23 protein-coding genes are annotated in these 25547 nt (G+C 69.6%); 14 read left to right on the forward strand and 9 right to left on the reverse strand.

Annotated elements, in window-relative coordinates:
- Positions 1–23 precede the first annotated feature (23 nt).
- Together C1707_RS04870 and C1707_RS04875 are read left to right on the forward strand one after the other, a co-directional pair.
- Positions 24–923 (forward strand): LysR family transcriptional regulator, encoded by a 900-nt coding sequence (locus C1707_RS04870; RefSeq protein ID WP_101713553.1) that lies wholly within the window; start codon positions 24–26, stop codon positions 921–923.
- A gap of 73 nt (positions 924–996) precedes the next feature.
- Positions 997–2862 carry a TadE/TadG family type IV pilus assembly protein gene (locus C1707_RS04875; protein ID WP_101713554.1) on the forward strand — a complete coding sequence of 622 codons (1866 nt, stop codon included), beginning with the start codon at positions 997–999 and terminating at the stop codon, positions 2860–2862.
- 78 nt (positions 2863–2940) lie between these two features.
- Here the strand turns inward: C1707_RS04875 and C1707_RS04880 are convergent, their stop codons facing one another.
- Positions 2941–3876, reverse strand: a complete 936-nt coding sequence (locus tag C1707_RS04880; RefSeq protein WP_101713555.1) for an isopenicillin N synthase family dioxygenase — start codon at positions 3874–3876, stop codon at positions 2941–2943.
- A 188-nt stretch (positions 3877–4064) separates the two neighbouring features.
- Here C1707_RS04880 and C1707_RS04885 point away from each other — a divergent pair, with 188 nt between their 5' ends.
- On the forward strand, positions 4065–4751 hold the full coding sequence (locus C1707_RS04885; protein ID WP_101713610.1) for a YiaD family glycine zipper/OmpA-like lipoprotein: 687 nt from the start codon (positions 4065–4067) through the stop codon (positions 4749–4751).
- Positions 4752–4829: 78 nt separating this feature from the next.
- Positions 4830–5336: a prolyl-tRNA synthetase associated domain-containing protein gene (locus C1707_RS04890; RefSeq protein WP_101713556.1), complete on the forward strand. Its 507-nt coding sequence runs from the start codon at positions 4830–4832 to the stop codon at positions 5334–5336.
- On the opposite strand, the gene C1707_RS26025 is transcribed toward C1707_RS04890, so the two are convergent.
- Both C1707_RS26025 and C1707_RS04895 read right to left on the reverse strand, forming a co-directional pair.
- Positions 5333–5485, reverse strand: a complete 153-nt coding sequence (locus tag C1707_RS26025; RefSeq protein ID WP_164467284.1) for a hypothetical protein — start codon at positions 5483–5485, stop codon at positions 5333–5335. The genes C1707_RS04890 and C1707_RS26025 overlap by 4 nt on opposite strands.
- Positions 5486–5496: 11 nt before the next feature.
- Entirely contained in the window at positions 5497–5808 is a 312-nt protein-coding gene (locus C1707_RS04895; protein ID WP_145998395.1) for a hypothetical protein, read from the reverse strand.
- Between the two features lie 150 nt (positions 5809–5958).
- Between C1707_RS04895 and trxA the strand changes: the two genes are divergently transcribed.
- On the forward strand, positions 5959–6879 hold the full coding sequence (gene trxA, locus C1707_RS04900) for a thioredoxin (RefSeq protein ID WP_101713558.1): 921 nt from the start codon (positions 5959–5961) through the stop codon (positions 6877–6879).
- A 102-nt stretch (positions 6880–6981) separates the two neighbouring features.
- Positions 6982–7638 (forward strand): LON peptidase substrate-binding domain-containing protein, encoded by a 657-nt coding sequence (locus C1707_RS04905; RefSeq protein ID WP_101713559.1) that lies wholly within the window; start codon positions 6982–6984, stop codon positions 7636–7638.
- A gap of 2 nt (positions 7639–7640) precedes the next feature.
- Here the strand turns inward: C1707_RS04905 and C1707_RS04910 are convergent, their stop codons facing one another.
- Positions 7641–8033: a hypothetical protein gene (locus C1707_RS04910; protein ID WP_101713560.1), complete on the reverse strand. Its 393-nt coding sequence runs from the start codon at positions 8031–8033 to the stop codon at positions 7641–7643.
- Between the two features lie 104 nt (positions 8034–8137).
- On the opposite strand from C1707_RS04910, the gene C1707_RS04915 reads away from it, so the two are divergent.
- Positions 8138–8344, forward strand: a complete 207-nt coding sequence (locus tag C1707_RS04915) for a Trm112 family protein (protein ID WP_058348402.1) — start codon at positions 8138–8140, stop codon at positions 8342–8344.
- Positions 8345–8449: 105 nt separating this feature from the next.
- On the opposite strand, the gene C1707_RS04925 is transcribed toward C1707_RS04915, so the two are convergent.
- Positions 8450–9700 (reverse strand): UbiH/UbiF/VisC/COQ6 family ubiquinone biosynthesis hydroxylase, encoded by a 1251-nt coding sequence (locus C1707_RS04925; protein WP_101713561.1) that lies wholly within the window; start codon positions 9698–9700, stop codon positions 8450–8452.
- 285 nt (positions 9701–9985) lie between these two features.
- Here C1707_RS04925 and C1707_RS04930 point away from each other — a divergent pair, with 285 nt between their 5' ends.
- The 3 genes from C1707_RS04930 to C1707_RS04940 all read left to right on the forward strand — a co-directional run bounded on the left by C1707_RS04930 (position 9986) and on the right by C1707_RS04940 (position 12542).
- Complete coding sequence (locus C1707_RS04930; protein WP_101713562.1) at positions 9986–11014, forward strand: aspartate-semialdehyde dehydrogenase; 1029 nt, start codon at positions 9986–9988, stop codon at positions 11012–11014.
- Between the two features lie 172 nt (positions 11015–11186).
- Positions 11187–12092 (forward strand): EamA family transporter RarD, encoded by a 906-nt coding sequence (gene rarD / locus C1707_RS04935; RefSeq protein ID WP_101713563.1) that lies wholly within the window; start codon positions 11187–11189, stop codon positions 12090–12092.
- Positions 12093–12206: 114 nt separating this feature from the next.
- Positions 12207–12542, forward strand: coding sequence for a hypothetical protein (locus C1707_RS04940; RefSeq protein WP_101713611.1), 336 nt, complete (start codon positions 12207–12209; stop codon positions 12540–12542).
- Positions 12543–12658: 116 nt separating this feature from the next.
- Here C1707_RS04940 and C1707_RS04945 read toward each other — a convergent pair whose 3' ends face one another.
- Positions 12659–13798, reverse strand: a complete 1140-nt coding sequence (locus tag C1707_RS04945) for a serine hydrolase domain-containing protein (protein WP_101713564.1) — start codon at positions 13796–13798, stop codon at positions 12659–12661.
- Positions 13799–13870: 72 nt separating this feature from the next.
- On the opposite strand from C1707_RS04945, the gene C1707_RS04950 reads away from it, so the two are divergent.
- On the forward strand, positions 13871–14782 hold the full coding sequence (locus C1707_RS04950) for a 2-hydroxyacid dehydrogenase (protein ID WP_101713565.1): 912 nt from the start codon (positions 13871–13873) through the stop codon (positions 14780–14782).
- Between the two features lie 163 nt (positions 14783–14945).
- On the opposite strand, the gene C1707_RS04955 is transcribed toward C1707_RS04950, so the two are convergent.
- Together C1707_RS04955 and ahcY are read right to left on the reverse strand one after the other, a co-directional pair.
- Complete coding sequence (locus C1707_RS04955) at positions 14946–15794, reverse strand: PfkB family carbohydrate kinase (RefSeq protein WP_101713566.1); 849 nt, start codon at positions 15792–15794, stop codon at positions 14946–14948.
- 146 nt (positions 15795–15940) lie between these two features.
- Positions 15941–17332, reverse strand: coding sequence for an adenosylhomocysteinase (gene ahcY, locus C1707_RS04960; protein WP_101713567.1), 1392 nt, complete (start codon positions 17330–17332; stop codon positions 15941–15943).
- A 359-nt stretch (positions 17333–17691) separates the two neighbouring features.
- Here ahcY and C1707_RS04965 point away from each other — a divergent pair, with 359 nt between their 5' ends.
- Entirely contained in the window at positions 17692–19782 is a 2091-nt protein-coding gene (locus C1707_RS04965; RefSeq protein ID WP_101713568.1) for an AsmA family protein, read from the forward strand.
- Positions 19783–19803: 21 nt separating this feature from the next.
- Here the strand turns inward: C1707_RS04965 and C1707_RS04970 are convergent, their stop codons facing one another.
- The gene (locus tag C1707_RS04970) at positions 19804–21297 is read right to left on the reverse strand and encodes a CYTH and CHAD domain-containing protein (RefSeq protein WP_101713569.1); all 1494 of its coding nucleotides are present in this window, start codon (positions 21295–21297) and stop codon (positions 19804–19806) included.
- 107 nt (positions 21298–21404) lie between these two features.
- Here C1707_RS04970 and bioB point away from each other — a divergent pair, with 107 nt between their 5' ends.
- Complete coding sequence (bioB, locus tag C1707_RS04975) at positions 21405–22433, forward strand: biotin synthase BioB (RefSeq protein ID WP_101713570.1); 1029 nt, start codon at positions 21405–21407, stop codon at positions 22431–22433.
- Between the two features lie 348 nt (positions 22434–22781).
- Positions 22782–25535 (forward strand): M16 family metallopeptidase, encoded by a 2754-nt coding sequence (locus tag C1707_RS04980; RefSeq protein WP_240633866.1) that lies wholly within the window; start codon positions 22782–22784, stop codon positions 25533–25535.
- Positions 25536–25547 lie beyond the last annotated feature (12 nt).

Genomic DNA, 25547 nt, shown 5'->3' on the forward strand with positions numbered 1-25547 from the left:
CGGGCCGTTCGGAATTTCGCACAATGGCCAGTCCCGACCTCGCCGATCTCGACGCCTTCGCCGCCGTCGCCCGGGCCAGGAGCTTTCGCGGCGCGGCCGTGGGGCGCGGGGTGTCGCCCTCGTCGCTGAGCGAGGCGGTGCGGCGGCTGGAGGCGGCGCTGGGCGTGCGGCTGCTCAACCGCACCACCCGCAGCGTCACGCCGACGGAAGCCGGCCAGCGCCTGCTCGAACGGCTGGCGCCGGCCCTGGCAGACGTGGCCGGGGCGCTGGACGCGGTGAACCAGTTCCGCGACAGCCCGACCGGAACCCTTAAGCTGAACGTGCCCGTCGTGGTGGCGCGCCTGGTCCTGCCCGACTTCGTCGGCCCGTTCCTGAAAGCCAATCCCGGGATCACCCTGGAGATCACCGCCGAGGACACCTTCGTCGACGTGCTGGCGGCCGGCGCCGACGCCGGCGTGCGCTACGGCGAGCGGCTGGAGAAGGACATGATCGCCGTGCCGCTGTCGGGTCCGCAGCGCTACCAGGCGGCCGCCTCGCCCGCCTTCCTGGCCCGCCACGGCGTGCCCCGCCATCCGCGCGACCTGTTGTCGCTGCCCTGCATCCGGCACCGGTTCTCCAGCGGCGCGATCATCGTCATGGAGTTCGAGAAGGACGGCGAGGTCGTGCGCATCGCGCCCGACGGGCCGCTGATCAGCTCGTCGCTGGAACTGGAGCTGCGGGCGGCCGAGGAGGGCCTGGGCGTCGTCGCCAGCTTCGAGGGTTTCCTCGCCCCGTCGGTGGCCGCGGGCCGCCTGGTGCCGATCCTGGAGGACTGGAATCCGCCGTTCGAGGGTCCCTTCCTCTACTATCCCAGCCGTCGCCACATGCCCGCGCCCCTGCGGGCCTTCATCGACTTCATTCGGGCCCGACGGGCAGAAGCCTGAATTTCCAGCGCGTTTGCCCCCTGTTCACCGTCGCCTGCCATGCTCGGCGCGAAAGAACGAGGGGCCACCGCCGATGATCGTCCGCCGCCGCACCACCGCCTGCCTTGGCGGGGCGCTCGCCCGCGCCGCTGGCCGCCTGCGCGGTTTCCGTTCCGACCGGCGCGGCGCCCTCGCCGTCTGGGTGGCCCTGGGCCTGATCCCCCTTTGCCTGCTGGTGTTCGGCGTCTTCGATCTGAGCCGCATGAGCGTCGAGCGCCGGCGCCTGCAGGACTCTCTCGACGCCGCCACCCTGATCGCGGCCCGCTCGACCGCCACCGACACCGCCACCCTCACCACGCTCGGCAACGCCGCCCTGACCTCGGAGCTGGGCAAGACCGCCACCTCCTCCAGCTTCGTCGGCTCGACCAACGGCAAGCAGGTCACCGGCACCGCCAGCGTCACCATCGCCCCCATCATCCTGGGCCTGATCGGCAAGAAGGAACTGACCGTCGGCGCCCAGTCGGTGGTCGTGCGCGCCGCCAACAACCTCGAGATCGCCCTGGTGCTCGACATCACCGGCTCGATGGCCGGCACGCGCATCAGCGACCTGAAGACCGCCGCCACCGACCTCGTCGACATCGTCGTGCAGGACGTCCAGGACCCCTACTATTCCAAGGTCGCCATCGTGCCCTACTCGATGGGCGTCAACGTCGGGACCTATGCCGACGCGGTGCGCGGCGCGGTCCCCAGCTCGGCCCTGGCCTCGGCCGCGTGGAACACCGCCACGACCAAGACGGTCTCCAGCTTCACCTCGGGCACCTCTTCGACGGTAACCACCTCGGCCGCCCACGGCCTGGCGGTCAACGACTACGTCATGGTGCTGGGCTCCAACCAGAGCAGCATGAACGGCAAGGTGCTGAGGGTGACCTCGGTCGGCTCGACCACCAAGTTCACCGGCGCCAACCAGTCGGGCACGTCGATCAGCGCCGGCTCCAGCGGCACGGTCTACAAGTGCCTGAACTCGGGCTGCACCTTCGTCATCACCACCAAGGCCGCGCACGTCTTCCAGGCCGGCGACCAGCTGACCCTGGCCGGGATCACGGGCCTGACGGCGCTGAACAGCGCCACCCCGACGATCAACTCGATCTCGGGCCTGGCCCTGACCACCAACCTCTCGGGCTCGGCCAGCACCTCCTACGCCACCGTCACCGCCGGCGCGAACGGCACGGGCTCGTGCCTGAGCACCTCGCGCAGCGACATCAGCTGCGCCAACCTGAACTTCACCAACGCCAGCGGCAGCGCCAAGACCCTGGCCCTCAGCACCTGCGCCACCGAGCGCACCGGAACCTACGCCTATACCGACGACGCTCCGACCACCGCCCTTGTCGGCCGCAACTACCCGGCCTCGAGCAACCCCTGCCCCACGCCCAAGATCACCCCGCTGACCTCCGACCGCACGACGCTGAAGAACCAGATCTCGGCGCTGGACGACGGCGGCTCGACCGCCGGCCAGATCGGCCTGGCCTGGGGCTGGTACATGGTGTCGCCGAACTTCGCCTATCTGTGGCCCAACAGCGCCCAGAAGCCGGCCGCCTACGGCACGGCCGAGACCATGAAGATCGTCGTGATGATGACCGACGGCGCCTTCAACACCCCCTATTGCAAGGGCGTGATCGCCAGCAACGCCGGCTCGGGCTCGGGCTCGGCCTCCGATCACATCAACTGTAACGCCACCAACGGCGACGCCACGGCCCAGGCCAAGGAGCTGTGCACCAAGATCAAGGCCAAGAACGTGATCATCTTCACGGTCGGCTTCGACGTCGACTCCACCGCCAAGTCGATGCTGACCACGTGCGCCACCAAGACCAGCCAGGCCTATTTCCCGGCCACCGGCGGCGAACTGAAGACCGCCTTCAAGTCGATCGCCCAGGAGATCTCGGCCCTGCGGATCGCCAAGTAGCCCTCGAGGCCGCCGGCATGAAAAAGGCCCCGTTCTCGCGGACGGGGCCTTCGTCGTTCTGGACCAGGCGCTGGCCGGTCAGGCCAGCTTGATCTCGCGCAGGCGCTGCTGGAGGAACTCGTCGGCGGTGATCGACTCCGGATAGCGATCCGGGTTCTCCGCGGTGACGCAGTTGGGCAGGGTCTTGATCTCGTAGTCCGACGCGAAGTGCAGGAAGAACGGCGTCGAGTAGCGCGGCAGGTGGCGGCGCTCCGGCGGCGGGTTCTGCACGCGGTGGATGGTCGAGGGCAGGACGTGGTTGGTCAGGCGCTCGAGCATGTCGCCGATGTTGATGACGATGCAGCCCGGCGGCGGGTTGATCGGCAGCCACTCGCCGTTCCGGTCCAGGAGCTCAAGACCCCCTTCTTCCGCGCCGAGCAGCAGCGTGATGGTGTTGATGTCGCCGTGGGCGCCGGCGCGCACGCCGGTGGCGTCCTGCGGGATCGGCGGATAGTGCAGCAGGCGCAGCACGCTGTTGCCGTTCTCGACGGTCGGCTTGAAGAACTCGCGATCGAGCTTCAGGTAGGTGGCGATGGCTTCCAGCACCTTGCCGCCCATGCCGTCGAGCGCGTTGTACAGCCAGCTGACGTCATGCTTGAAGGCCGGAATCTCGGCCGGCCAGACGTTGTCGGCCATGGTGGCGCGGAAGCGGTGGCCGGGCGGCAGGTCGCGGCCCATGTGCCAGAATTCCTTCAGGTCGTAGTGCGTGGCGCCCTTGGCGGTCTCGACGCCGAACGGGATGTAGCCGCGCGCGCCGCCCTTGACCCCGGCGTACTGCTTCTTGGTCTCGACCGGCAGGGCGAAGAAGGCCTTGGTGTCGGAAATGGCCGCGTCGATGCGATCCTGCGGCAGGTCGTACTCCGACAGCACCGCGAAGCCATAGCGCTCGAACGAGGCGCCCAGCTCCTGGGCGAAGCGCGCGAAGTCCTTGCTGTAGAGAGTGAACGAGATGGGCTCGATGGCGGATGCGGACACGGTTGGCCTTCGAAGGTGAGAAAAACGGGCGAAGATTAGTAAGACGGGCCTTACTACACCCAAGAGGCGGCGGAACGAAGGCCGTTCATTCCCCGCTCATGTGGTTTGTCGGAACTTGACTATAAACGGGCGCGTTTGCCCGGCTCGAGCTTACACTCGGCACGACCAACGACAGGATCCCGGCCATGATGACCAAGAAGACCGCGTTCCGCGCCTCCGCCCTCGCCGCCCTTCTGATCGGCGCCGGCGCGATGACGGCCTGCACCACCACCGACCCGTACACGGGCATGCCGGTGCGCAACAACACCGGCACGGGCGCCCTGGCCGGCGCGGCCGGCGGCGCCCTTCTGGGCTACCTGACCAACACCAACAAGGGCGAGCAGGGCCGCAAGAACGCCCTGATCGGCGCGGGCATCGGCGCGCTGGCCGGCGGCGCCGTCGGCAACTACATGGACCGCCAGCAGGCCGACTTCCGCCGCAGCCTGGAAGGCTCGGGCGTGATGATCCGCCGCAACGGCGACCAGATCGTGCTGGTCATGCCCAGCGACGTGACCTTCGCCGTCGACAAGTCGGACGTGCAGCCGCAGTTCACCCGCGTGCTCGACAACGTGGCCCGCACCCTCAACGCCTATCCGCAGACCACCATCGACGTCGTCGGCCACGCCGACAGCAGCGGTCCGGACGCCTACAACCAGACCCTGTCGGAGCGCCGCGCCGGCTCGGTGGCGGGCTATCTGACCGGGCCGGGCCGCGTGCTGCCCGACCGCGTCTTCGTCGCCGGCCAGGGCGAGCGCCAGCCGATCGCCTCCAACGACACCGCCGAGGGCCGCGCCCAGAACCGCCGGGTCGAGATCATCCTGCGCCCGCTGACGTAAGGAGCGGGCCCGACGGGATCGCTCTTGAAAGGGCGGGGCGGCTTGACCAGCGGCCCCGCCCTTCGCTTTACAGGGGCCATGAAGACCCGCGCCGACCTCATCGCCTTCTTCGACGCTCACGACGTCGACCATTCCACCCTCGACCACCCGCCCGTGTTCCGCGTCGAGGAGGGGCTCGAGATCAAGAAGGCCCTGCCCGGCGGCCACACCAAGAACCTGTTCCTCAAGGACGCCAAGGGTCAGCTGTGGCTGATCTCGGCCCTGGGCGAGACGGCGATCGACCTGAAGAAGCTGCATCACGTGATCGGGTCGGGCCGGCTGTCGTTCGGCCCCGAGGCGATGATGGTCGAGACCCTGGGCGTGACGCCCGGCTCGGTCACCGCCTTCGGCCTGATCAACGACGGCGAGCGCAGGATCCGCTTCGTGCTGGACAAGGCGCTGGCCGACGCCGATCCGGTCAACTTCCACCCGCTGAAGAACGACGCCACCACCGCCGTCAGCCAGGCGGGCTTCCGCAAGTTCCTGGCCGCCCTGGGCGTCGAGCCGATGATCGTCGACTTCGAGGCGATGGCCGTCGTCGGCTAGCGCTGAGGGCCCACCCGCACGCGCAGGCACGGGCCGCGGGCGCGAACGCTGGGCTCGCCGGCGCAGTCGACGTCGACGCTGGCCGCCCGCGCGGCCGTCAGCTTGCGGCCAGCGGGGGTGGAGAGGCAGTCGCCCAGGATCCTGGCCATCCTCTCCAGCGTCACATAGTGGGTCGTCTGGGCGTAGCCGTCCCACAGCAGGGTGCGCGCCTCGTCGGCGTCGACGGCGAGGCGGCCAGGACCGCATACATGTAAATCCCGTCCTCGACCTCGTCGGCCGGCCAGAAGAACACAGCCTCGCGGCTGTCGGTCGGCGGCGTCGAGCCGACGAAGGCCAGCAGCGGCTCGCACGCCATCGCCTTGCCCGGGCCGGCGGGAGCCGCCGCCTGGGCCGCCGCCGCGTGGCCGCCGAGGCCGAGCGCCGTCGCCAGGGACAGCCCCGCGAGGGCGCGCGATGCGAGACGATGGATCATGTGGCTCCCGGCGGCGCGCCCCGAACGGGCGGCGCGCACCATCGCCGCCAAACGTCTCGACAGCAAGAAGGCGCAGCCCCCGATTGCGAACCGCCTCGCCAAGGACCATCTTGCGGCGCTGAGCGTCCGCGCATGAGAGAAGAAGCAGTCATGTCCCTGATCGGTGAAAAGCCGGCCCCCATCCCGGCCGGCGGCCAAAACGGCGGCAAGAGCGAGCACATCAAGGACGGGACCGACGCCAGCTTCATGGCCGACGTCATCGAGGCCTCGAAGACCCAGCCGGTCATCGTCGACTTCTGGGCCACCTGGTGCGGCCCCTGCCGCCAGCTGACCCCGGCGCTGGAGAAGGTGGTCGCCGCCGCCAAGGGCGCGGTCAAGCTGGTCAAGATCGACGTCGACAAGAACCCGGGCTTCGCCGGCCAGCTGCGCGTGCAGTCGATCCCCACCGTCTACGCCTTCGTCGACGGCCAGCCGGTGGACGGCTTCCAGGGCGCCCTGCCCGAAAGCCAGATCCAGCAGTTCGTCGAGCGCATCTCGGGCCCGCCCGCGGCCGGCGCCCTGGACGAGCTCCTGGCCATGGCCAAGGAAAGCCTGGAACTGGGCGACCTGGGCGGCGCGGCCCAGGCCTTCGCCCAGGTGCTGCAGATGGAGCCGGAGAACATCAAGGCGCTGGGGGGCCTGGCCCGCTGCTACCTGGCCGGCGGCGACGCCGACCTGGCCGCCGAGATCGTCGCCCGCGCCCCCGACGGCGCCAAGGACCCGGACCTGGAAAGCGTGCGCGCGGCCCTAAAGCTCGCGCAGGCCGCCCCGTCCGAGACCTCAGCCTTCGAACAGCGCCTGGCCGCGAACGCCGACGACCACGAGGCCCGCTTCGAGCTGGCCAAGGCCCTGGCCGGCGCCGGCCAGCTCGACGCGGCCTGCGACCAGCTGCTGACCATCATCGAGCGCGACCGCGCCTGGAACGACGACGCCGCCCGCAAGCAGCTGCTGACGGTGTTCGAGGCGGCCGGGCCGACCTCGGAAGTCGCCAAGCAGGGCCGCAAGCGCCTGTCGTCGATCCTGTTCAGCTAGAGTGCGCCAGGCGTGCGGGCGGCATCGCCGCCCGACGCGCTTCAAACCTGGGAAACCCCGGCGGGGTCACGCGTTCAGAACAGTCCAGTCAAGGAGGCCGCCATGCCGGGCGTATACCGGAAGACCCTCGACCTGCCGCTGGTGATCCCCGTGTTCCCGCTGGACGGGGCGCTGCTCCTGCCCGGCGGCCAGCTGCCGCTGAACATCTTCGAGCCGCGCTATCTGAACATGCTCGACGACGCCATGTCGGGCGAGCGGATGATCGGCATGGTCCAGACCCGGCCGGGCGGCGACGCCTCGCGGCCGGCCCTGGCGCCGATCGGCTGCGCGGGCCGGGTGACCAGCTTCGCCGAGACCAGCGACGGCCGATACCTGATCACCCTGACCGGGGTGGCGCGGTTCAAGCTGGGCGAGGAACTGCCGGCGCGCACGCCGTATCGCCAGGTGCGGGCCGACTTCACCCCCTTCGACCTGGATCTGCGCGAGGACCAGCAGGAGACGGCAGGCGACGCCGCGCCGCTGCTCAACGCCCTGCGCCGCTATCTCGACCACAGGGGACTGGCCATCGACTGGAGCGAGGCCCAGGCCGCGCCGTCCGACGCCCTGATCAACAGCCTGGCCATGGCCCTGCCGTTCGATCCGCTGGAGAAGCAGGCCCTGCTGGAGGCCCGCACCCTCGCCGACCGCCGCAGCACCCTGGTGGCGCTGCTGGAGATCGACGCCGCCCAGGACGACGACGAGCCGCCCTCGGTGCAGTAGGGCTACGGCTTCACCGCATCCCAGGCGGCCACCTGGTAGCCGTTTTCGGACAGGCATTGGCCCATGGCGGCCTTGTGCCGCTCGTCCAGCGCGGCGCGCACGCCCTTAGAGCCCTTGGCCTTGTCGTAGGGAACCTTGAGCACCAGCCCCGTGGGGCCGGGCTGCAGGTCGCGGGCCGTGGCGCTGGCCGGATGCACCTTGAAGCCGCTGGTCTTGCCGGCCCTCACCTCGTCGCGGCACGAGACGAAGGTGCTGGCGAAGGCCTTCTCGTCGCTGGCCTTGGTCGACAGGCGCGGGCTGTAGGCGTTTTCGCCGCCCATGGTGCCGCAGGCGGCGAGGGTCAGCGTGCTGGTGGCCACGGCGGCGGCCAGGAAGGTCCGTTCGATGACGGTCATGTGGCTATCCGGGATCGTTGTTATCGCTCCTGCGACAACCGCGACCATGCGCCGGAGGTTCCGCGCAGGGTTGCCCATTTGGCAACCTGCTCTAGAACAACGCCATGACCGCCGCTCCTCCGCCCCCGCCCGTCGACGTCGATCCGCGCCTGCTGGAGGTGCTGGTCTGTCCGGTGACCCGCGCGCCGCTGTTCTACGACCGCGCCCGTGGCGAGCTTGTCAGCCACACGGCCAAGCTGGCCTATCCGATCCGCGACGGCGTGCCGATCATGCTGCCGGAAGAAGCCCGCAGCCTGGCGGACGGAGAGTAGCACTCCCTCCGGCCCTCCGGGCCACCTCTCCCAGAGGGGGAGGATCTAAAGCGCCAAGATGCTCCCCCTCTGGGGGAGCTGTCGGCAAAGCCGACTGAGGGGGTTCTACAGCGACGCCCCGCGCAGCAGCTTGGGTAGGTCCCCCACCCCGCCGCCGGCCTCGTGCATGAAGAACCGGCGCGCCGGGGCGATGCGGTTGACCGCCGCCATGCCGATCCCGCGGGCGGCGCGCAGCAGCGGATTGTCGTTCGAGAACAGCCGCACGAAGCCGTCGAAGGCCAGGGCGTTGGTGACATTGTCGAACCGCCGCCAGCGGGCATAGCGCTCCAGCGTCGCTTCGGCGCCGATGTCCTCGCCGTTGCGGATCGCCTCGACCACCACCTCGGCCAAGGCCGCGGCGTCCTTCAGGCCCAGGTTCAGCCCCTGGCCGGCGATCGGGTGCACCCCATGGGCGGCGTCGCCGATCAAGGCCAGGCGCGGCGCGGTCAGGCGCTCGGCCAGCGACAGCGACAGCGGATAGACGAACACCGGACCGGCCATCTCGACGTCACCGAGGAAGTCGCCGAAGCGGCGCATCAGGTGGGCGTGGAAGGCTTCGGGCGAAGCGTGGCGCAGGGCCTCGCCGCGCGCCGTGCTTTCGGTCCAGACCAGGCTGGCGCGGTTGTCGGTCAGCGGCAGGATGGCGAACGGACCGCTGGGCAGGAAATATTCGTGCGCCACGCCCTCGTGCGGGCGCTGCATCCTCACGGTGGCGACGACGCCGCTCTGGCCGTAGCCCCAGCCGATGTCGCCGATGCCGGCCGCCTTGCGCAGGGCCGAGTTGCGGCCTTCGGCGCTGACGGCCAGCGGCGCGCTCAGCACCCGGCCGTCGGTGAGGGTGACGCGGGCTTCGGACGCGTCGACCTCGAGGCCCGTCGCGCCGGCCGGGGCGATGACCTCAATGCCCTTGTCGATGGCGACCTTGGACAGGGCCGCGCGGATCTGGCGGTTCTCGATCAGGTAGCCCAGCGGCTCGCCGTCCGAGCGGTCGGCGATCTCGCCGCTGTCGAAGCGCAGGAAGAACGGTGACGGCTTGCCTGAGGCCGCGCCCGGCGCCTTGCCGTCGGTGACCAGGATCTGCTCGATGCGCTGGGCGTGGGGCGCCAGGGCCTCGCCCGCGCCGATCGCCCGCCACTGGCGGAACGACGAATAGGCGATCGCCGAGGATCGCCCGTCGAAGGTCGGGGCCAGCTGGGCGTCGAAGGGCTGAGGATCGACCAGCAGGGGCTTTACCCCCGCCGAGGCGAGGGCGAGCGCCAGGGTGGTTCCGGCCATGCCGGCCCCGGCGATGATGACGTCGGCGTCGTGCTTGCGCATGGCGTGGGTATGCGCCCGGCGCGGGCCGGCTGTCCAGTTGGACGAAGCGTCCGGGGATCCCTACGCAACTACTCTCTAAACTCTCGTCATTCCCGCCACAGGGGCGGGAATGACGGGCATAGTTGGGCGCGGCGCCGGCCGGCCAAGGCCTATCCGCAAAAATATTCCACCAATCGCGGCCATAAGCCGCCCCTTTCGCAAAACCCTGCCCTTGCCTACCCGCGTTGCCAGGCGTAACGGGACGGCGCATTTCCCCTTGTCGGGGCTGAAAGATTGGAGACTGCGATGGGTTACCGGGTCGCCGTGGTCGGCGCCACGGGCAACGTGGGCCGCGAGATGTTCAACATCCTCGAGGAAGTGAAATTCCCCGTGGAGAAGATGCACGCCATCGCCTCGCGCAAATCCATCGGGGCCGAGGTCTCGTTCGGCAGCCAGATCATCAAGTGCGAGGACCTGGAGCAGTTCGACTTCTCGAAGGTCGACATCGTGCTGATGAGCGCCGGCGGTTCGATCTCGGCCGCCTGGGCCGAGAAGATCGGCGCGGCCGGCGCGATCGTCATCGACAATTCCAGCCACTTCCGGATGGATCCGGACGTGCCGCTGGTGGTGCCGGAAGTGAACCCGGACGCCGTCAACAGCCTGCCCAAGAACATCATCGCCAACCCCAACTGCTCGACGGCCCAACTGGTCGTGGTGCTGGCCCCCCTGCACGCCGAAGCCAAGATCAAGCGCGTCGTCGTCTCGACCTACCAGTCGGTGTCGGGCGCGGGCAAGGAAGGCATGGACGAGCTGTGGGAGCAGACCAAGGGCGTCTTCGTCCTGGGCGCGCCCGAGCCCAAGAAGTTCACCAAGCAGATCGCCTTCAACGTCATTCCGCACATCGACGTCTTCATGGAAGACGGCTTCACCAAGGAAGAGTGGAAAATGATGGCGGAGACCAAGAAGATCCTGGATCCGTCCATCAAGCTGACCGCCACCGCCGTGCGCGTGCCGGTCATGGTCGGCCACGCCGAGTCGGTGAACATCGAATTCGAGACCCCGCTGGACGAGGACGACGTCCGCGAGATCCTGCGTGACGCCGAGGGCGTGGAAGTCATCGATAAGCGCGAGAACGGCGGCTACATGACGCCGAAGGAAAGCGCCGGCGAGTTCCCCGTCTACGTGTCGCGCATCCGCACCGATCCGACCGTCGACAACGGCATCGCGCTCTGGTGCGTCGCCGACAACCTGCGCAAGGGCGCGGCCCTGAACGCCGTGCAGATCGCCCAGCTGCTGCACGACAAGGGCCTGATCAAGCAGAAGACCCCGGCCTAAGACGACCTCTCCGTCGTCCTCCGCCAGCGGGGGACGACGGAACCGCCTTCGGGCGAATTTCGCATCCACCGCAAGGCCAGCCCGCAAGATGTGGGCGGACGCCGGGATCCCTATCTGTCAGATCCCTCCGCGAAAGGTGCGGTCCATGACTTCCAGTACGTCCGGCGGCCACATGCCCGGCGATCCGGGCGGCGACGCGCGTTCGGCCTATCTGGCCGGCGTCGGCTGCTATCTGCTCTGGGGCTTCCTGCCCCTCTATTTCCACACCTTGTCGGTCATGGGCGTCACCTCGTTCGAGATGATCGCGCACCGGACACTGTGGTCGGTGATCTGGGCCGGGGGCCTGGTGTTGCTGGCAAGGCAGGGCGGCCAGGTGGCGCAAGTGCTGCGCCAGCCCAAGACCCTGGGGATCCTGTTCCTCTCGACCCTGGCGATCTTCGGCAACTGGACGATCTACGTGGTGGCGGTGAACGCCGGGCGGGTGATCGAGGCCAGCCTCGGCTACTACATCAACCCGCTGATGAACATGGCGGCCGGCGCCCTGCTGTTCCGCGAGCGGATGAGCACCGAGGGCAAGGTCGCCATTGGCCTGGCCGCCGTGGGCGTGGCCATCCAGACCATCGCCCTGGGCCACCTGCCGCTGGTGTCTCTCGGCCTCGCCCTGACCTTCTGCGTCTACGCCATCCTGCGAAAGCAGGTGAAGGCCGACGCCCAGACGGGCCTGTTCATCGAGTGCGCCTACCTGGCGATCCCTGGCCTGCTCTATGTCTGGCACCTGCAGGCCTCGGGCGCCGGCCACTTCACCCAGGACGCCCGGACGGCGATCCTGCTGCTGGCCGCCGGCCCGGCTACGGTCGTGCCGCTGGCCCTGTTCGCCTGGTCGGCCCGCCGCCTGCCGCTGAGCGCCGTCGGCTTCCTGCAGTTCATCGCCCCGACCCTGCAGTTCCTGCTCGGCGTGTTCCTGGGCGAGGCCTTTACGCCGCTGCGGGCGCTGTCGTTCGTGTTCATCTGGCTGGGCGTGGCCGCCTTCGCCTACGGCGCCTGGAAACGCACGCGAAGCGCGCCGGCGATGGCGTAAGAACCGCCGACGCCGCCAGGCGTTGGTCAATTTGTCGCACCGCCGCCGGCCCTTAAGCCGGCGGCAAGACGCGCTGCGTCAGGTATGGCGACAGACTTAATGCTGGGGGAAACCATGTCCACGGACGCGCAAGCCATCACCACGCCCGACCTCGCCGCCGTCCTGGAGGCCCTCTCCGTCGAGATGTCGCTGGCCGCCGAGGCCTGCGGGCACCTCGACAGCGCCCTGGGCAAGATCCTCGAGAACACTCCGCCGGAATCCCGCATGGCCGTGATGCAGGAGCTGCACACGGTCGACCACCTGGCCCAGCACATCACCGCCATCACCGACTTCACCGCCAAGCTGGTGCAGGCCGCGCCGGACGGCGTGCCGCTGGCCGTGCAGGACGCCCTGGCGACCATCACCCTGGGGGCCGTGGCCGAGCGGCTGAAGGGCCGGCTGGGGGTCTGATCCTCATTGCGTCCTTCGAGGCTCCCCTTCGGGTCGCACCTCAGGATGAGGACATCACTGCATGGAATTCCTCATCCTGAGGCGCCCGCGCAGCGGGCCTCGAAGGACGCACTGTCCTACAAACTCGCGTAAGCCGCCTTGATCAGGCTGACCGCGCGGGGATCGCCGATCAGTTCGTTGCCCTGGCGGTTCATCACGTACGATCCCGAAACCCCGGTCTTGGGATCGGCGAAGGCGCACGATCCGCCCCAGCCCGAATGGCCGAAGGCGTCGGCCGTCGGGCCGTAGAAGAAGTTGGGCGTGTTGCGCATGAAGCCCGCGCCCCAGCTGATCTGGTAGGGCAGCACGAGGTCCTGGCCGGCGATGCGTTCGGCCCGGGCCTTCTCCATCGCCTCCGGCGACAGCACCTTGACCCCGTCCAGCGTGCCGCCGCTGGCCAGGGCGCCCATCAGGCGGGCCAGCGAATGAGCGGTGGCGTGGCCGTTGGCCGACGGGATCTCGGCCCGCCGCCATTCGCCCGTGCCGCGGCCGCCGGGCGCCGCCCACTTGGTCATGAAGGCCGCGCGGATGGCGTCGTTGATCTCGCCGAACTTGGGGAAGGCGGTCGGCCGCATCAGGTCGGCGCAGCGCCCGTGCTCGCTGTCGGGCAGGCCGATCCAGATGTCGAGGCCCAGCGGACCGGCCAGGTCCTCGCGCAGCGCCGTCCCCATGGTGCGGCCGTCGACGCGGCGGAAGATCTCGCCCGCCGTGTAGCCGAAGGTCACCGGGTGATAGCCGCTGGCCGATCCGACCGGCCACAGCGGGGCCATGGCGGCCAGCTTGGCGGTCGTCGCCTCCCAGTCGAACCAGATGGCCGGATCCACCTCGTCGAGGAAGCCCGACAGGCCGTCCTGGTGCGACATCACCTGGCCGACGGTGATCTGCGCCTTGCCGTTCTGGGCGAACTCCGGCCACACCGAGGCTACGGTCTGGTCGTAGGTCAACCTGCCCTGGTCGACGAGGCGGGCGACCAGCAGGGCGGCGATCGCCTTGGTGGTCGAGAACAGCGGCGTCAGGGTTTCGGGCCCGAAGGCGACCTCGCGCTTACGGTCGGCGTGGCCGGCCATCAGGTCGACCACCACCTCGCCGTCGATCGCCAGGGAAAAGCGCGCGCCCAGTTCGCCGCCGCCGGGCGAGGCCGGATCGAAATTGGCCTCGAAGGCGTCATAGACCTGGGCGAACGGGGCGGGGCAGACGCCGGTGATGTCGAGGCTCATGAAGTTTCGTCTAGCCCGCCGGGCCGGGGTTTGTCATCCGAAGGACAGTGCGATGCGTAACCGGAGCCCGCGATGAAACCCGACGTCCTCCAGCTCAAGGCCCTGTCGCCACGGCTCGAAGCCGGACTGGAGGCGGCCTACACGGTCCACCGCCCCTATCGCGCCGCCGATGCCGACGCCCTGATCGCCGAGGTCGCGCCGAGGATCCAGGCGATCGTCACCGGCGGCGACCTGGGCGTGCCGGCCGCGCTGTGGGACCGCCTGCCGGGCCTGGAGATCGTCGCCGTACACGGCGTTGGCCTCGACAAGGTGGACCTCGAACTGGCCGCGGCTCGCGGCGTGACCGTGACCACCACGCCGGGCGTGCTCACCGAAGACGTGGCCGAACTGGCCATCGGCCTGTGGCTGTCGCTCGCCCGCCGGATGGTGAGCGCCGACCGCTACGTGCGCGAAGGCCGCTGGGCGAAGGCCGAGCGCCTGCCCCTGGCGCGGCGGGCCAGCGGGCGGAAGGTCGGGATCCTGGGCCTGGGCCAGATCGGCCGGGCGATCGCGGCGATGGCCGCGCCCTTCGCCGGCGAGATCGCCTATCACAGCCGCCGGCCGGTCGAGGACGTCCCCTACGCCTTCCACGCCAGCCCCCAGGACCTGGCCCGCGCGGTCGACGTGCTGTTCCTGGCCGCGCCCGGCGACGCCGCCCCCCTGGTCGACGCGGCGGTGCTGGAGGCTCTGGGTCCCGACGGCCTGCTGATCAACGTCGCGCGCGGCTCGGTGGTCGACGAGGCGGCGCTGGTCGCGGCGCTGATCGACGGGACGATCGCCGGCGCCGGCCTCGACGTCTTCGCGGACGAGCCGGACGCGCCGCAGGCCCTGCTGACGATGGACAACGTGGTGCTGCAGCCGCACCGCGGCAGCGCGACGGAGGAGGCCCGCTCGGCTATGGCGGCATTGGTGCTGAAGAACCTGGAGCGGCATTTCAGGGGCTGAGAGCCCCCCTATCCTCCCGTCATTCCCGCCCTTGTGGCGGGAACCCCTCCTTCAGCCGCACGGGCGGGAGGGGCGGATCGCTGGCGATCCGCTTGCGCTTCACGTGCGAGCGGAGCCAGAGGTTCCCGCCACAAGGGCGGGAATGGCGGTAAGATTTGCAGACCTAAGCCAGCCGCTCAATGCGCACGGTCGGCGAGGTCTGCTTGATGCGGGCGGCCATGGCCACGATCGGCAGTTCCGGGGCGTTCCAGATGTTGGCGGCGGTGACGGTCTCGGCGACGCCGCCGACGGCGCGGGCCAGGCCGTAGGACAGGGTCTGGCCTTCGAGGATCGAGGCGGCGAACAGGGCGGTCAGCAGGTCGCCGGTGCCGCTGGGCGAGCGCTCGGCCTTGGCGTGAGCGGCGAGCCAGGCCTCCTTGCGGTCGGCGTAGACCACGCCGATCTCGTTTCCGCGCCGCACCGACGAGACGATCACCGGCTTGTTCAGCAGGCGGGCGGCGCGCACCGCGCCGGCCGGATCGCGGACCTCGGCCCCGGTCAGGCGCTGCAGCTCCCAGGCGTTGGGGGCGACGATGTCTGCGCGCGGGATCAGGTCGGCGGCGATGGCGTCGGCCACCTCGGCGGCCACGTAGAGCCCCTTGCCGGCGTCGCCCATGGTCGGATCGACGATGATGGTCGGCTTGCGGCCCGAGGCGCCGTCGCGCGGTGCGGCCCGCACCGCGTCGATCGCCCGGGCGGCGGCGCGCACCTGCGCGGCGCTGGCGAAATAGCCGGTGACGACGATGTCGGTCAGGCCGAACAGGCCGTTGGCCTCCAGCCCGTCGAGCATGCCCTCGACCACCTCGATCGGCACCGGCGCGCCGCCGGGCGCGCCCCAGCCGGGGTGGCGGCCGAACAGCACGGTCGGCACGACCATGGTGTCGATCCGGAACTGGGTCAGGGCCGCGGCCTGGGCGGTGGCGCCCACCTGGCTGCCGGCGACGTGGCTGGAAATGAGTAGCGCGAGCGGCATGGCCAAAGCGATTAGCCGAGCGCGCGGAACTTGAACAGGGCGTCAGGAAGGCAAATCCGAGGCCGCTCGTCCGCTGGTCGAAACCGACGCGAAAAAGCCCGCTCCGAAGAGCGGGCTTTCCCGTGAAACGCCGGTCGGCGGATCGCCTAGTAGCGGTAGTGGTCCGGCTTGAACGGACCGGCTTCCGGCACGCCGATGTAGTCGGCCTGTTCCTTGTTGAGCTTGCTGAGCTTGGCGCCCAGCTTCTCCAGGTGGAGGAAGGCGACCTTCTCGTCGAGGTGCTTGGGCAGGGTGTAGACCTCGTTCTTGTAGGCGGCGTTGTTGGTCCACAGTTCGATCTGGGCCAGGGTCTGGTTGGTGAACGAGGCCGACATCACGAACGAGGGGTGGCCGGTGGCGTTGCCCAGGTTCACCAGGCGGCCTTCCGACAGCAGGATGATCTTCTTGCCGTCCGGGAACTCCACGTGGTGGACCTGCGGCTTGATCTCGTCCCACTTGAAGTTCTTCAGGCCGGCGACCTGAATTTCCGAGTCGAAGTGGCCGATGTTGCAGACGATGGCGTTGTTCTTCATCCGGCGCATGTGGTCGACGGTGATGACGTCCTTGTTGCCGGTCGCCGTCACGTAGATGTCGGCCTTGTCGGCGACGTCGTCGAGGGTCTGGACCTCGTAGCCTTCCATCGCCGCCTGCAGGGCGCAGATCGGGTCGATCTCGGTGACGATCACGCGGGCGCCGCCTTGACGCAGGCTGGCGGCCGAGCCCTTGCCCACGTCGCCGTAGCCGCAGACCACCGCCACCTTGCCCGACAGCATGACGTCGGTGCCGCGACGGATGGCGTCGACCAGGCTTTCACGGCAGCCGTACAGGTTGTCGAACTTCGACTTGGTGACGCTGTCGTTGACGTTGATGGCCGGGAACGGCAGGTCGCCCTTGGCGGCCATCTGGTACAGGCGGTGCACGCCCGTGGTGGTTTCTTCCGACACGCCGCCGATGGCGTCGCGGATGGCGGTGTAGAAGCCCGGCTTTTCGGCCAGGTAGCGCTTCATGACGGTGAAGAGCGCTTCTTCTTCCTCGTTCTGCGGGTTGTTGAGGATCGACGGATCCTTCTCGGCCTTGGGGCCGAGCACGCACAGCAGGGTGGCGTCGCCGCCGTCGTCGAGGATCAGGTTCGGGTAGCCGCCGTCGTGCCACTCGAAGATCTTGTGGGCGTATTCCCAGTACTCGACCAGGTTCTCGCCCTTGAAGGCGAAGACCGGGATGCCGGCGGCGGCGATGGCGGCCGCGGCGTGGTCCTGGGTCGAGAAGATGTTGCACGAGGCCCAGCGGACCTCGGCGCCCAGGGCCGTCAGGGTCTCGATCAGCACGCCGGTCTGGATGGTCATGTGCAGGCTGCCGGCGATGCGGGCGCCCTTCAGCACCTGGGCCGGGCCGTACTCGGCGCGCGTGGCCATCAGGCCCGGCATTTCGGTCTCGGCGATGGCGAGTTCCTTGCGGCCGAAGTCGGCGAGCGAGATGTCCTTGACGATGTAGTCGGCCACGGGCGGCTCCTGGTCGGGGGATGTCTTGCGCGCCTTATAGCGCGGGCGGCGGACAGTGGCTAATTGACATAAAGATTTCCTTATGTCCGCGCCGGAGAGAAGCGCGTTGCGCGAATACGCGTGGCGGGAGAACTGGCGTGACCCTTGCGGACCAAGCCGGCTCTAGTGCCAATGTGGGATGTGGGGGATTACCGATATGCGTTCGCCGAGCCGGCCTTTCTTCAAGGCCTATGAAGTCGTGGCCATCGTGGCCTTCGTGGTCGTCGCCGCCGTCGTGGGCAGCCTGAAACTCGTCTACTGATACCATCTGATAAGGGCGGCCAGGGAACGGAACGCCGTTCACCGCGCGTTGTAGGCGGATGCCGGAAGGTTCTGTTTCGACACCGCCGCCGCCGACCAGCCCCGGACGCAAGCCCGGGGCCCGTTGGCGCGCCCTGCCGCGATCGGCCCGCTGGGGCATCGGCGGCGCCCTGCTGATCCTGGCGGCGATCGTCGCCTTCTTCGTCTGGTTCGACTGGAACATGCTGCGCGGCCCGGTCGGCCGCTTCGCCTCGGCCCAGCTGAAGCGCGAGGTGCGGATCGACGGCGACCTGCGCGTCCATCCCTGGTCGTTTTCGCCCAAGGCCGAGGCCTACGGCCTGTTCCTGGGCCAGCCCGACTGGGCGCCCAAGACCGGCCCCCAGGCCGGCCACATGGCCCGCGTCGACCGGGTGGCGGTGCAGATCAAGCTGCTGCCGCTGCTGAAGGGCGACGTCATCCTGCCGCTGGTGGCGGTCGACCGGCCCGACGTGCGGCTGCTGCGCGAGGCCTCGGGCCGCGCCAACTGGACCTTCGGCGACCCGAACAAGAAGCGCACCAAGCCGCTGAAGCTGCCGGCCATCCAGCACTTCGTGATCAACGAGGGCGACCTGCGGGTCGAGGACCGCCAGCGCGACGTGCTGTTCACCGGAACGGTCAGCTCCAACGAGCACGCCAGCGGCGATGGCAAGGGCCGGTTCGTGCTGGAGGGCAAGGGCACGTACAATCACCAGCCGTTCCTGGCGCGGGTGACGGGCGGTCCACTGCTGAACATCTCGCCCAACCGCCCCTACCCGTTCGACGCCCAGGTCAGCGCCGGCACGACCCGGGTGAGCGCCGAGGGCTCGATCACCAAGCCGTTCGACCTGGGCCGCTTCGAGAGCGACCTGACCGTGGCCGGCACCGACCTCAACCGCCTCTACGGCCTGACCGGCCTGACCCTGCCCAACACCCCGCCCTACCGGATCAGCGGCCATCTGGCGCGCAAGGGCGGCCGGTTCGACTTCGAGAAGTTCTCGGGCCGCATCGGCGACAGCGACGTCAGCGGCGACCTCTTCGTGCTGGTCGACCGCGAGCGGCCCTACCTCGAGGCCGACCTGAAATCCCGGCGCCTGGACTTCGACGACCTGGGCAGCCTGGTCGGCGCCGCCCCGGCCACGGGCCGTGGCGAGACCGCCTCGGCCGGCCAGAAGGTCGAGGCCGGCCAGCGCGAGGCCACCGGCCGCATCCTGCCCGACGCCACCCTGCAGACCGACCGCGTGCGGGCCATGGACGCCAAGGTCACCTACCGCGCCCTGGCGGTGAACGCGCCCAACCTGCCCCTGCAGAAGGTCCGCCTGGACCTGACGCTGGACAAGGGCGTGCTGACCATGGACCCGATCGCCTTCACGTTCTCGCGCGGCGACCTGGCCGGCAAGGTGCGGCTGGACGCCCGGCCCGCCACGCCGGTCACCGACCTCGACCTGCGCCTGACCAACGCCAAGCTGGAAGACTTCATTCCACTGAAGACCGCCGGCAAGCCGGCCATCGAGGGCGGCATCGTCGCCCGGGCCAAGCTGCGCGGGACCGGCAATTCGGTGCACCGGGCGGCGGCGTCCTCGAACGGCACGGTCACCCTGGTCGCGCCCAAGGGCCAGGTGCGCCAGGCCTTCGCCGAACTGCTGGGCGTCAACGCCTCCAAGGGCCTCCTGATGCTGCTGTCGAAGGACCCCAAGGAGACCAGCCTGCGCTGCGCGGTGGCCAGCTTCGACGTGAAGGACGGCGTCATGCGGGCCGACAAGATCATCGCCGACACCGGCGTCGTCGTGGCCAAGGGCGAGGGCACGATCAACCTGAAGACCGAGCGCCTGGACCTGCGCATCGAGGGCGACAGCAAGAAGCCGCGCCTCGTGCGCCTGTTCATCCCGATCGAGATCAAGGGCCCTCTGGGCAAGCCCGACATCGACCTGCAGCCTGGCGGCGCCATCGCCCAGGGCGGCGTCGCCGCGGCGCTGGGCTCGCTGCTCAGCCCCCTGGCGGCGATCCTGCCGTTCGTCACCCCCGGCCTGGAAAAGGACGCCGACTGCGCCGGCCTGGTGGCCGAGGCCCGCGGCGACGGCGTGGCCGTGCGCACCACCCAGACCACCCAGGCCAAGCCGAAGAAGGGAGAGTAGGGGCAGTAGCGGACCTGCCGCTCACCAGAACGGCTTGACGGCCTTCAGTTCGGCCAGGGCCGCCTTGGCCTCGCGCATCAGCTTGTCGGTCGTTTCGGGCGCGGCCGACAGGGCGCCGGCGGCGTAGGCGGCCTGGGGGTCGCCCTCGGCCAGGGCCGCGTCTCGGGCGAGGCTGGCGCCCAACGCCTGGTCGTTGAGGCCGCCCAGGGCGTCCTGCAGGTCGCGGTTCGCCGCCGACCATCGCTCCAGCCGCTTGGGATGGTCGGGGAACAGCGGCGCCAAGGCGTCGATCGCATAGCGCAGGCCCTTGCCGCGAATGCGCAAGGCATGGCGCTCCTCGTGATCGAGCGCTTCCAGGTCCTCGCCGCGCGCCAGCACGTCCTTGGACAGCTTCTTCAAGCGGCCGGCGGCGAAGACCCTGGCGGGCGTTCCGCGATCCTCGACCCGTTCGGGATCGGACAGCCAGTCGCCGGCCTCCAGCCAGGCGGCGACGTCGAGCGCCAGCGGGCCGAAGCGGTCGGGCGCGGCGGCCTCCAGAGCTCGGCTGTAGGCGACCTGCTGGGCCTCGATCAGGGCCTTGCCCAGGGCGGCCAGGCCCTCGACCGGCTGCGGATCGGCCTCGGCGGCGGGACGCCAGGTCTCGGCGATGTAGACGTCGAGGTCGCGCGCCGGGCCCAGGGCGTTGGCCAGGGCCTTCAGGGCGTCGGAGGCCGGGGTGGCCGCCAGCTTGCCGGTGACGGGCCGGAACAGCTTGAGCAGGGCGCGCAGGCGGCGGGCGGCGACGCGCAGATTGTGCACGGCGTCGGGGCCGGGCAGGTCGGCCAGGGCCTCGGCGGCGACGCACAGGCGGCCCAGCGCGGTGTTGCCCAGCGCCTGGAACGCCTCGGCGGCGGCCATGTCGCGGGTCAGGACGGCGGCCTCGCGCCGGGCGCCGGGCGCTTCGCCCAAGGCCAGGGCGTAGCCGCGCTCGGCCTTGCTGACCAGCGACAGGCGCAGCGGCGCGTGAGCCATCAGGTCGCGGGCCAGGTCGAACAGCGCGGCCGGCTGGCCGGTCTTCAGCTCGAGCTCCAGTTCGCTGACGGCGGCGCGGTCGGTTCCGGCCTGCAGCTCGCCGCGGTCCAGCGCCGCCTCGATCACCGCCCCGCCATGCTCGACCAAGCGCAGCGTGCGCTCGACCCGGGCGGCGAAGACCGGGGCCAGCACGTCGCCGTTGACGATGCGGCCGGCGGGCGTCTGGTCCAGCAGGTCGCGGTCGGGACCGGGACCCGAGACGGGCGCCTCCCATTCGCCGCGGGCGAAGACGCCGCCGGCCGAGGCCGATTTCAGGGTCTGCTTGCGGCCGCCGTCGCCGTCGCGCACCCGCAGGCCGAAGCCCGCCCGGCGCAGCGCGTGGTCGGCGGTGTCGTAATAGGTGGCGTCGAGCCGGCGCACCGCGCCTTGCGCGCCCAGACGGTCGAGGATCGCGTCGGAAGCCTCCGGGGCGATCAGGAACTTCAGTTCGATTTCGCGATCCATGTCCCGACTATAACCACCCTGCACGCGTTTGGCTTCCGCGACGCGACATCGTGCGGATGCTCGGTCCGTCTTGCCATTCGGATCGCCCAAGTTCAAACCTGCGCGCCATGACGCCGATCAACATCTCCGCACAGCCCCGCCACGACTGGACCCTCCAGGAGGTCGAGGCGCTGTTCGCCCTGCCGTTCATGGAGCTGGTGTTCGAGGCCGCGCGCGTGCACCGCGCCTGGTTCGACCCCTCCGAGATGCAGCTGTCGCAGCTTCTGTCGGTCAAGACCGGCGGCTGCGCCGAGAACTGCGGCTACTGCAGCCAGAGCGCCCACTTCAAGACCGGCCTGAAGGCCGAGAAGCTGATGGAGCCGGCCGTGGTCATCGCCAAGGCCCGCGCCGCCCGCGACGGCGGCGCCCAGCGCTTCTGCATGGGCGCGGCCTGGCGCGAGCTGAAGGACCGCGACCTGCCCAAGCTCGCCGAGATGATCGGCGGGGTGAAGGCGCTGGGCATGGAGACCTGCGCAACCCTGGGCATGCTGACCGCCGAGCAGGCCAAGCAGCTGAAGGACGCCGGCCTCGACTACTACAACCACAACCTCGACACCGGCCCGGACTACTACAAGGACGTGGTGACCACCCGCACCTACCAGGAGCGCCTCGACACCCTGGCCTATGTGCGCGACGCGGGCATGAGCACCTGCTGCGGCGGCATCGTCGGCATGGGCGAGACCCGCCGCGACCGCGCCGGCCTGCTGCATCAGCTGGCCACCCTGCCCGCCCACCCCGACAGCCTGCCGATCAACGGCCTGGTGCCGATCAGCGGCACGCCGCTGGGCGACCAGATCCTGGCGGAAGGCGAGAAGGCCATCGACTCCATCGAGTTCGTGCGCACCATCGCGGTAGCCCGCATCGTCTGCCCCAAGGCCATGGTCCGCCTGTCGGCCGGCCGCGAGGGCATGAACCGCGAGCTGCAGGCCCTGTGCTTCCTGGCCGGCGCCAACTCGATCTTCGTCGGCGGCAAGCTGCTGACCACGCCGCTCCCCGACATGGACGACGACAGCCGCCTGTTCCAGGACCTCGACCTCAAGCCGATGGTCATGGTCAAGGCCGAGGTCGCCGCGCCCGAGGCCGTCCCGGCGGAGTAGCCCGCGGCTCTCTTCCTCCGCAAAACCCCCGCGAAGGCGGGGGCGCGAGCCATCAAATCACGCCTTCCTCGCCCTCGTGGCGAGGATCCATCGTTCAGCCTGCTCAGACCTTTTGAGCTCTGTCCGGATCTGAGCAGCGGCCGGCATGGGCCCTCGCCACGAGGGCGAGGGAGACGGTATGGGGGCAGCCAAGCCGTTCAGAAGAAGGATTGGACCAATAGGAGGTCCAGCAGGCCCTTTCTGGACGAAATTTAATGAAGGCGGGCCAGCGGCTCGCTTGTCCCGGATGCCCCGCAACCTATGGTGCGGGGCATCTTCGCTTTGCGCGAAACCTTTTCGGGGCTCTTCATGAAGCTGTTCGCCTCCGCCGCCGTCGCGGCGTTGCTCCTCGCCAACCCGGTGCTCGCGCAAGCCGCGCCCAAGCCCGCGGCCAAGGTCACCGGCCAGCTGGCCCAGCTGCCCGACGTCGACATTCCCTATACGAAGTTCACCCTGGCCAACGGCCTGACGGTGATCGTCCACGAGGACCACAAGGCCCCGATCGTGGCGGTGAACGTCTGGTACCACGTCGGCTCCAAGAACGAGCCCAAGGGGCGCACCGGCTTCGCGCACCTGTTCGAGCACCTGATGTTCAACGGCTCGGAGAACTTCAACGACGACTGGTTCAAGGCGCTGGAGAAGCTGGGCGCCACCGACATGAACGGCACCACCAACGAGGACCGCACCAACTACTTCCAGAACGTGCCGACCGCGGCCCTGGACCAGGTGCTGTGGCTCGAGAGCGACCGCATGGGCCATCTCGTCGGCGCCATCGACAAGGCCAAGCTCGACGAGCAGCGCGGCGTCGTCCAGAACGAGAAGCGCCAGGGTCAGAACCAGCCGTACGGCCAGGTCTGGGACGTGATCACCGCCAGCACCTACGACGCCGACCACCCCTACGGCCATACGGTCATCGGCGAGATGGAAGACCTCGACGCGGCCTCGCTGGACGACGTCAAGAACTGGTTCAAGCAGTACTACGGCCCGGCCAACGCCGTGCTGGTCCTGGCCGGCGACATCACCCCCGCCGAAGCCAAGGCCAAGGCCGAGAAGTACTTCGGCGACATCCCCTCGGGCCCGCCGGTCATGCGCCAGAAGGCCTGGGTGGCCAAGCGCACCGGCAGCCAGCGCGCCGAGATGCAGGACCGCGTGCCGCAGTCGCGCATCTACAAGGTCTGGAACGTACCGCCCTACGGCTCGGCCGACGCCGCCTACCTGAACCTGCTGGGCGACGTGCTGGTGTCGGACAAGACCTCGCGCCTGTACCAGCGCCTGGTCTACACCGACCAGATCGCCACCAATGTCGGCGCCGGCGTGTCGGAAAGCGAGATCGGCAGCCAGTTCGTCGTCACCCTGACGGTCAAGCCGGGCGGCGACGTGGCCGCCGTCGAGAAGGCCTTCGACGAGGAATTCCAGCGCCTGCTGCGTGACGGCCCGACGCCCGAGGAAGTGGCCAAGGTCCGCACCCTGAACCTCTCGAACTTCGTGCGCGGCGTCGAGCGGATCGGCGGCTTCGGCGGCAAGTCCGACATCCTGGCCGAGAGCCAAGTCTATCTGGGCTCGCCCGACGCCTACAAGGTCGGGCTCGAGCGCATCCGCGGCGCCACGGCGGCCCAGCTGCAGGCGGCCGGCAAGGCCTGGCTGAGCGACGGCGACTTCACCCTGACGGTGACGCCGTTCCCGACCTACTCGACCACGGCCGGCGTCGACCGCAAGACCATGCCCGAAGCGGGCCCGACCAAGGCCCCGGCCTTCGTCAAGCTCGAGCGCGCCACCCTGTCGAATGGCGTCAAGGTGATCCTGGCCGAGCGCCACGAGACCCCGCAGATCCATCTGGGCATGCTGTTCGACGCCGGCGTCGCCGCCAGCGCCGGCGACAAGGCGGGCCTGACCGGCATCACCACCAGCATGCTGACCGAGGGCACCAAGAACCGCGACGGCCTGACCATCAGCCGCGAACTGGCCCAGCTGGGCGCCGGCATCGGTTCGGGCAGCGGCCAGGACTTCACCCAGGTGACGCTGAACACCCTGACCACGACGCTGGACCCGGCCCTGGCCATCTATGCCGACGTGCTGAAGAACCCGGCCTTCAAGCCCGAGGACCTCGACCGCCTGAAGAAGCAGGCCATCGCCGGGGTGCAGCAGGCCAAGCAGAACCCGCAGGCCATGTCGAGCCGCATCCTGCCGGTGCTGACCTACGGTCCGGGCTCGCCGTACGGACAGCTGACCACCGAGGCCTCGCTGGCCTCGATCAGCCGCGACGACCTCGTGCGCTTCCAGACCACCTGGCTGCAGCCCAAGGGCGCGACCCTGGTGGTGGTTGGCGACACCACCATGCAGGCGCTGCTGCCGAAGCTGGAAGCCCAGCTGGGCGGCTGGACGGGCGCGCCGACCAAGACCAAGGCCCCCGTGCAGGCCCCGCCGAGCAAGGGCGCCGTCTACCTGATCGACAAGCCCGGCGCCCAACAGTCGGTGATCGCCGCCGGCAACCTGCTGCCGCCGCGCGACCCGAACGACCAGGCCGCGCTCGACGCGTTCAACACCCTGTTTGGCGGCGACTTCGTCTCGCGCCTGAACATGAACCTGCGCGAGGACAAGCACTGGTCGTACGGCGCCTTCTCGGGCGTGCGCGACGCCCGCGGCTCGCGCCTGTTCCTGATCCGCGCGCCAGTGCAGACCGACAAGACCGCCGAGTCGTTCACCGAGGCCCGCAAGGAGCTGACCGACATCATCGGTCCGCGCCCGGTCACCCCGGCCGAACTGGCCAAGGCCCAGAACAGCCTGACCCTGTCGATGCCCGGCAACTGGGAGACCGGCGACGCCGTGGCCGACTCGATCGGCGAACTGGTCAACTACAGCCTGCCCGACGGCTATTTCGACGAGTATCCCGCCGACGTGCGGGCTGTGACGGTCGAAAGCGCCACGGCGGCCGCCAAGAAGGCGATCAAGCCGGACGAGCTGGTCTGGGTGATCGTCGGCGACCGCGCCGTGATCGAGCCCAAGCTCAAGGCTCTGAAGCTCGACATCAAGGTGATCGACGCCGACGGCAAGCCGGTCCAGTAGGACCGTCGATCC

The sequence above is a fragment of the Caulobacter flavus genome, from assembly GCF_003722335.1.
Lineage (GTDB): Bacteria > Pseudomonadota > Alphaproteobacteria > Caulobacterales > Caulobacteraceae > Caulobacter > Caulobacter flavus.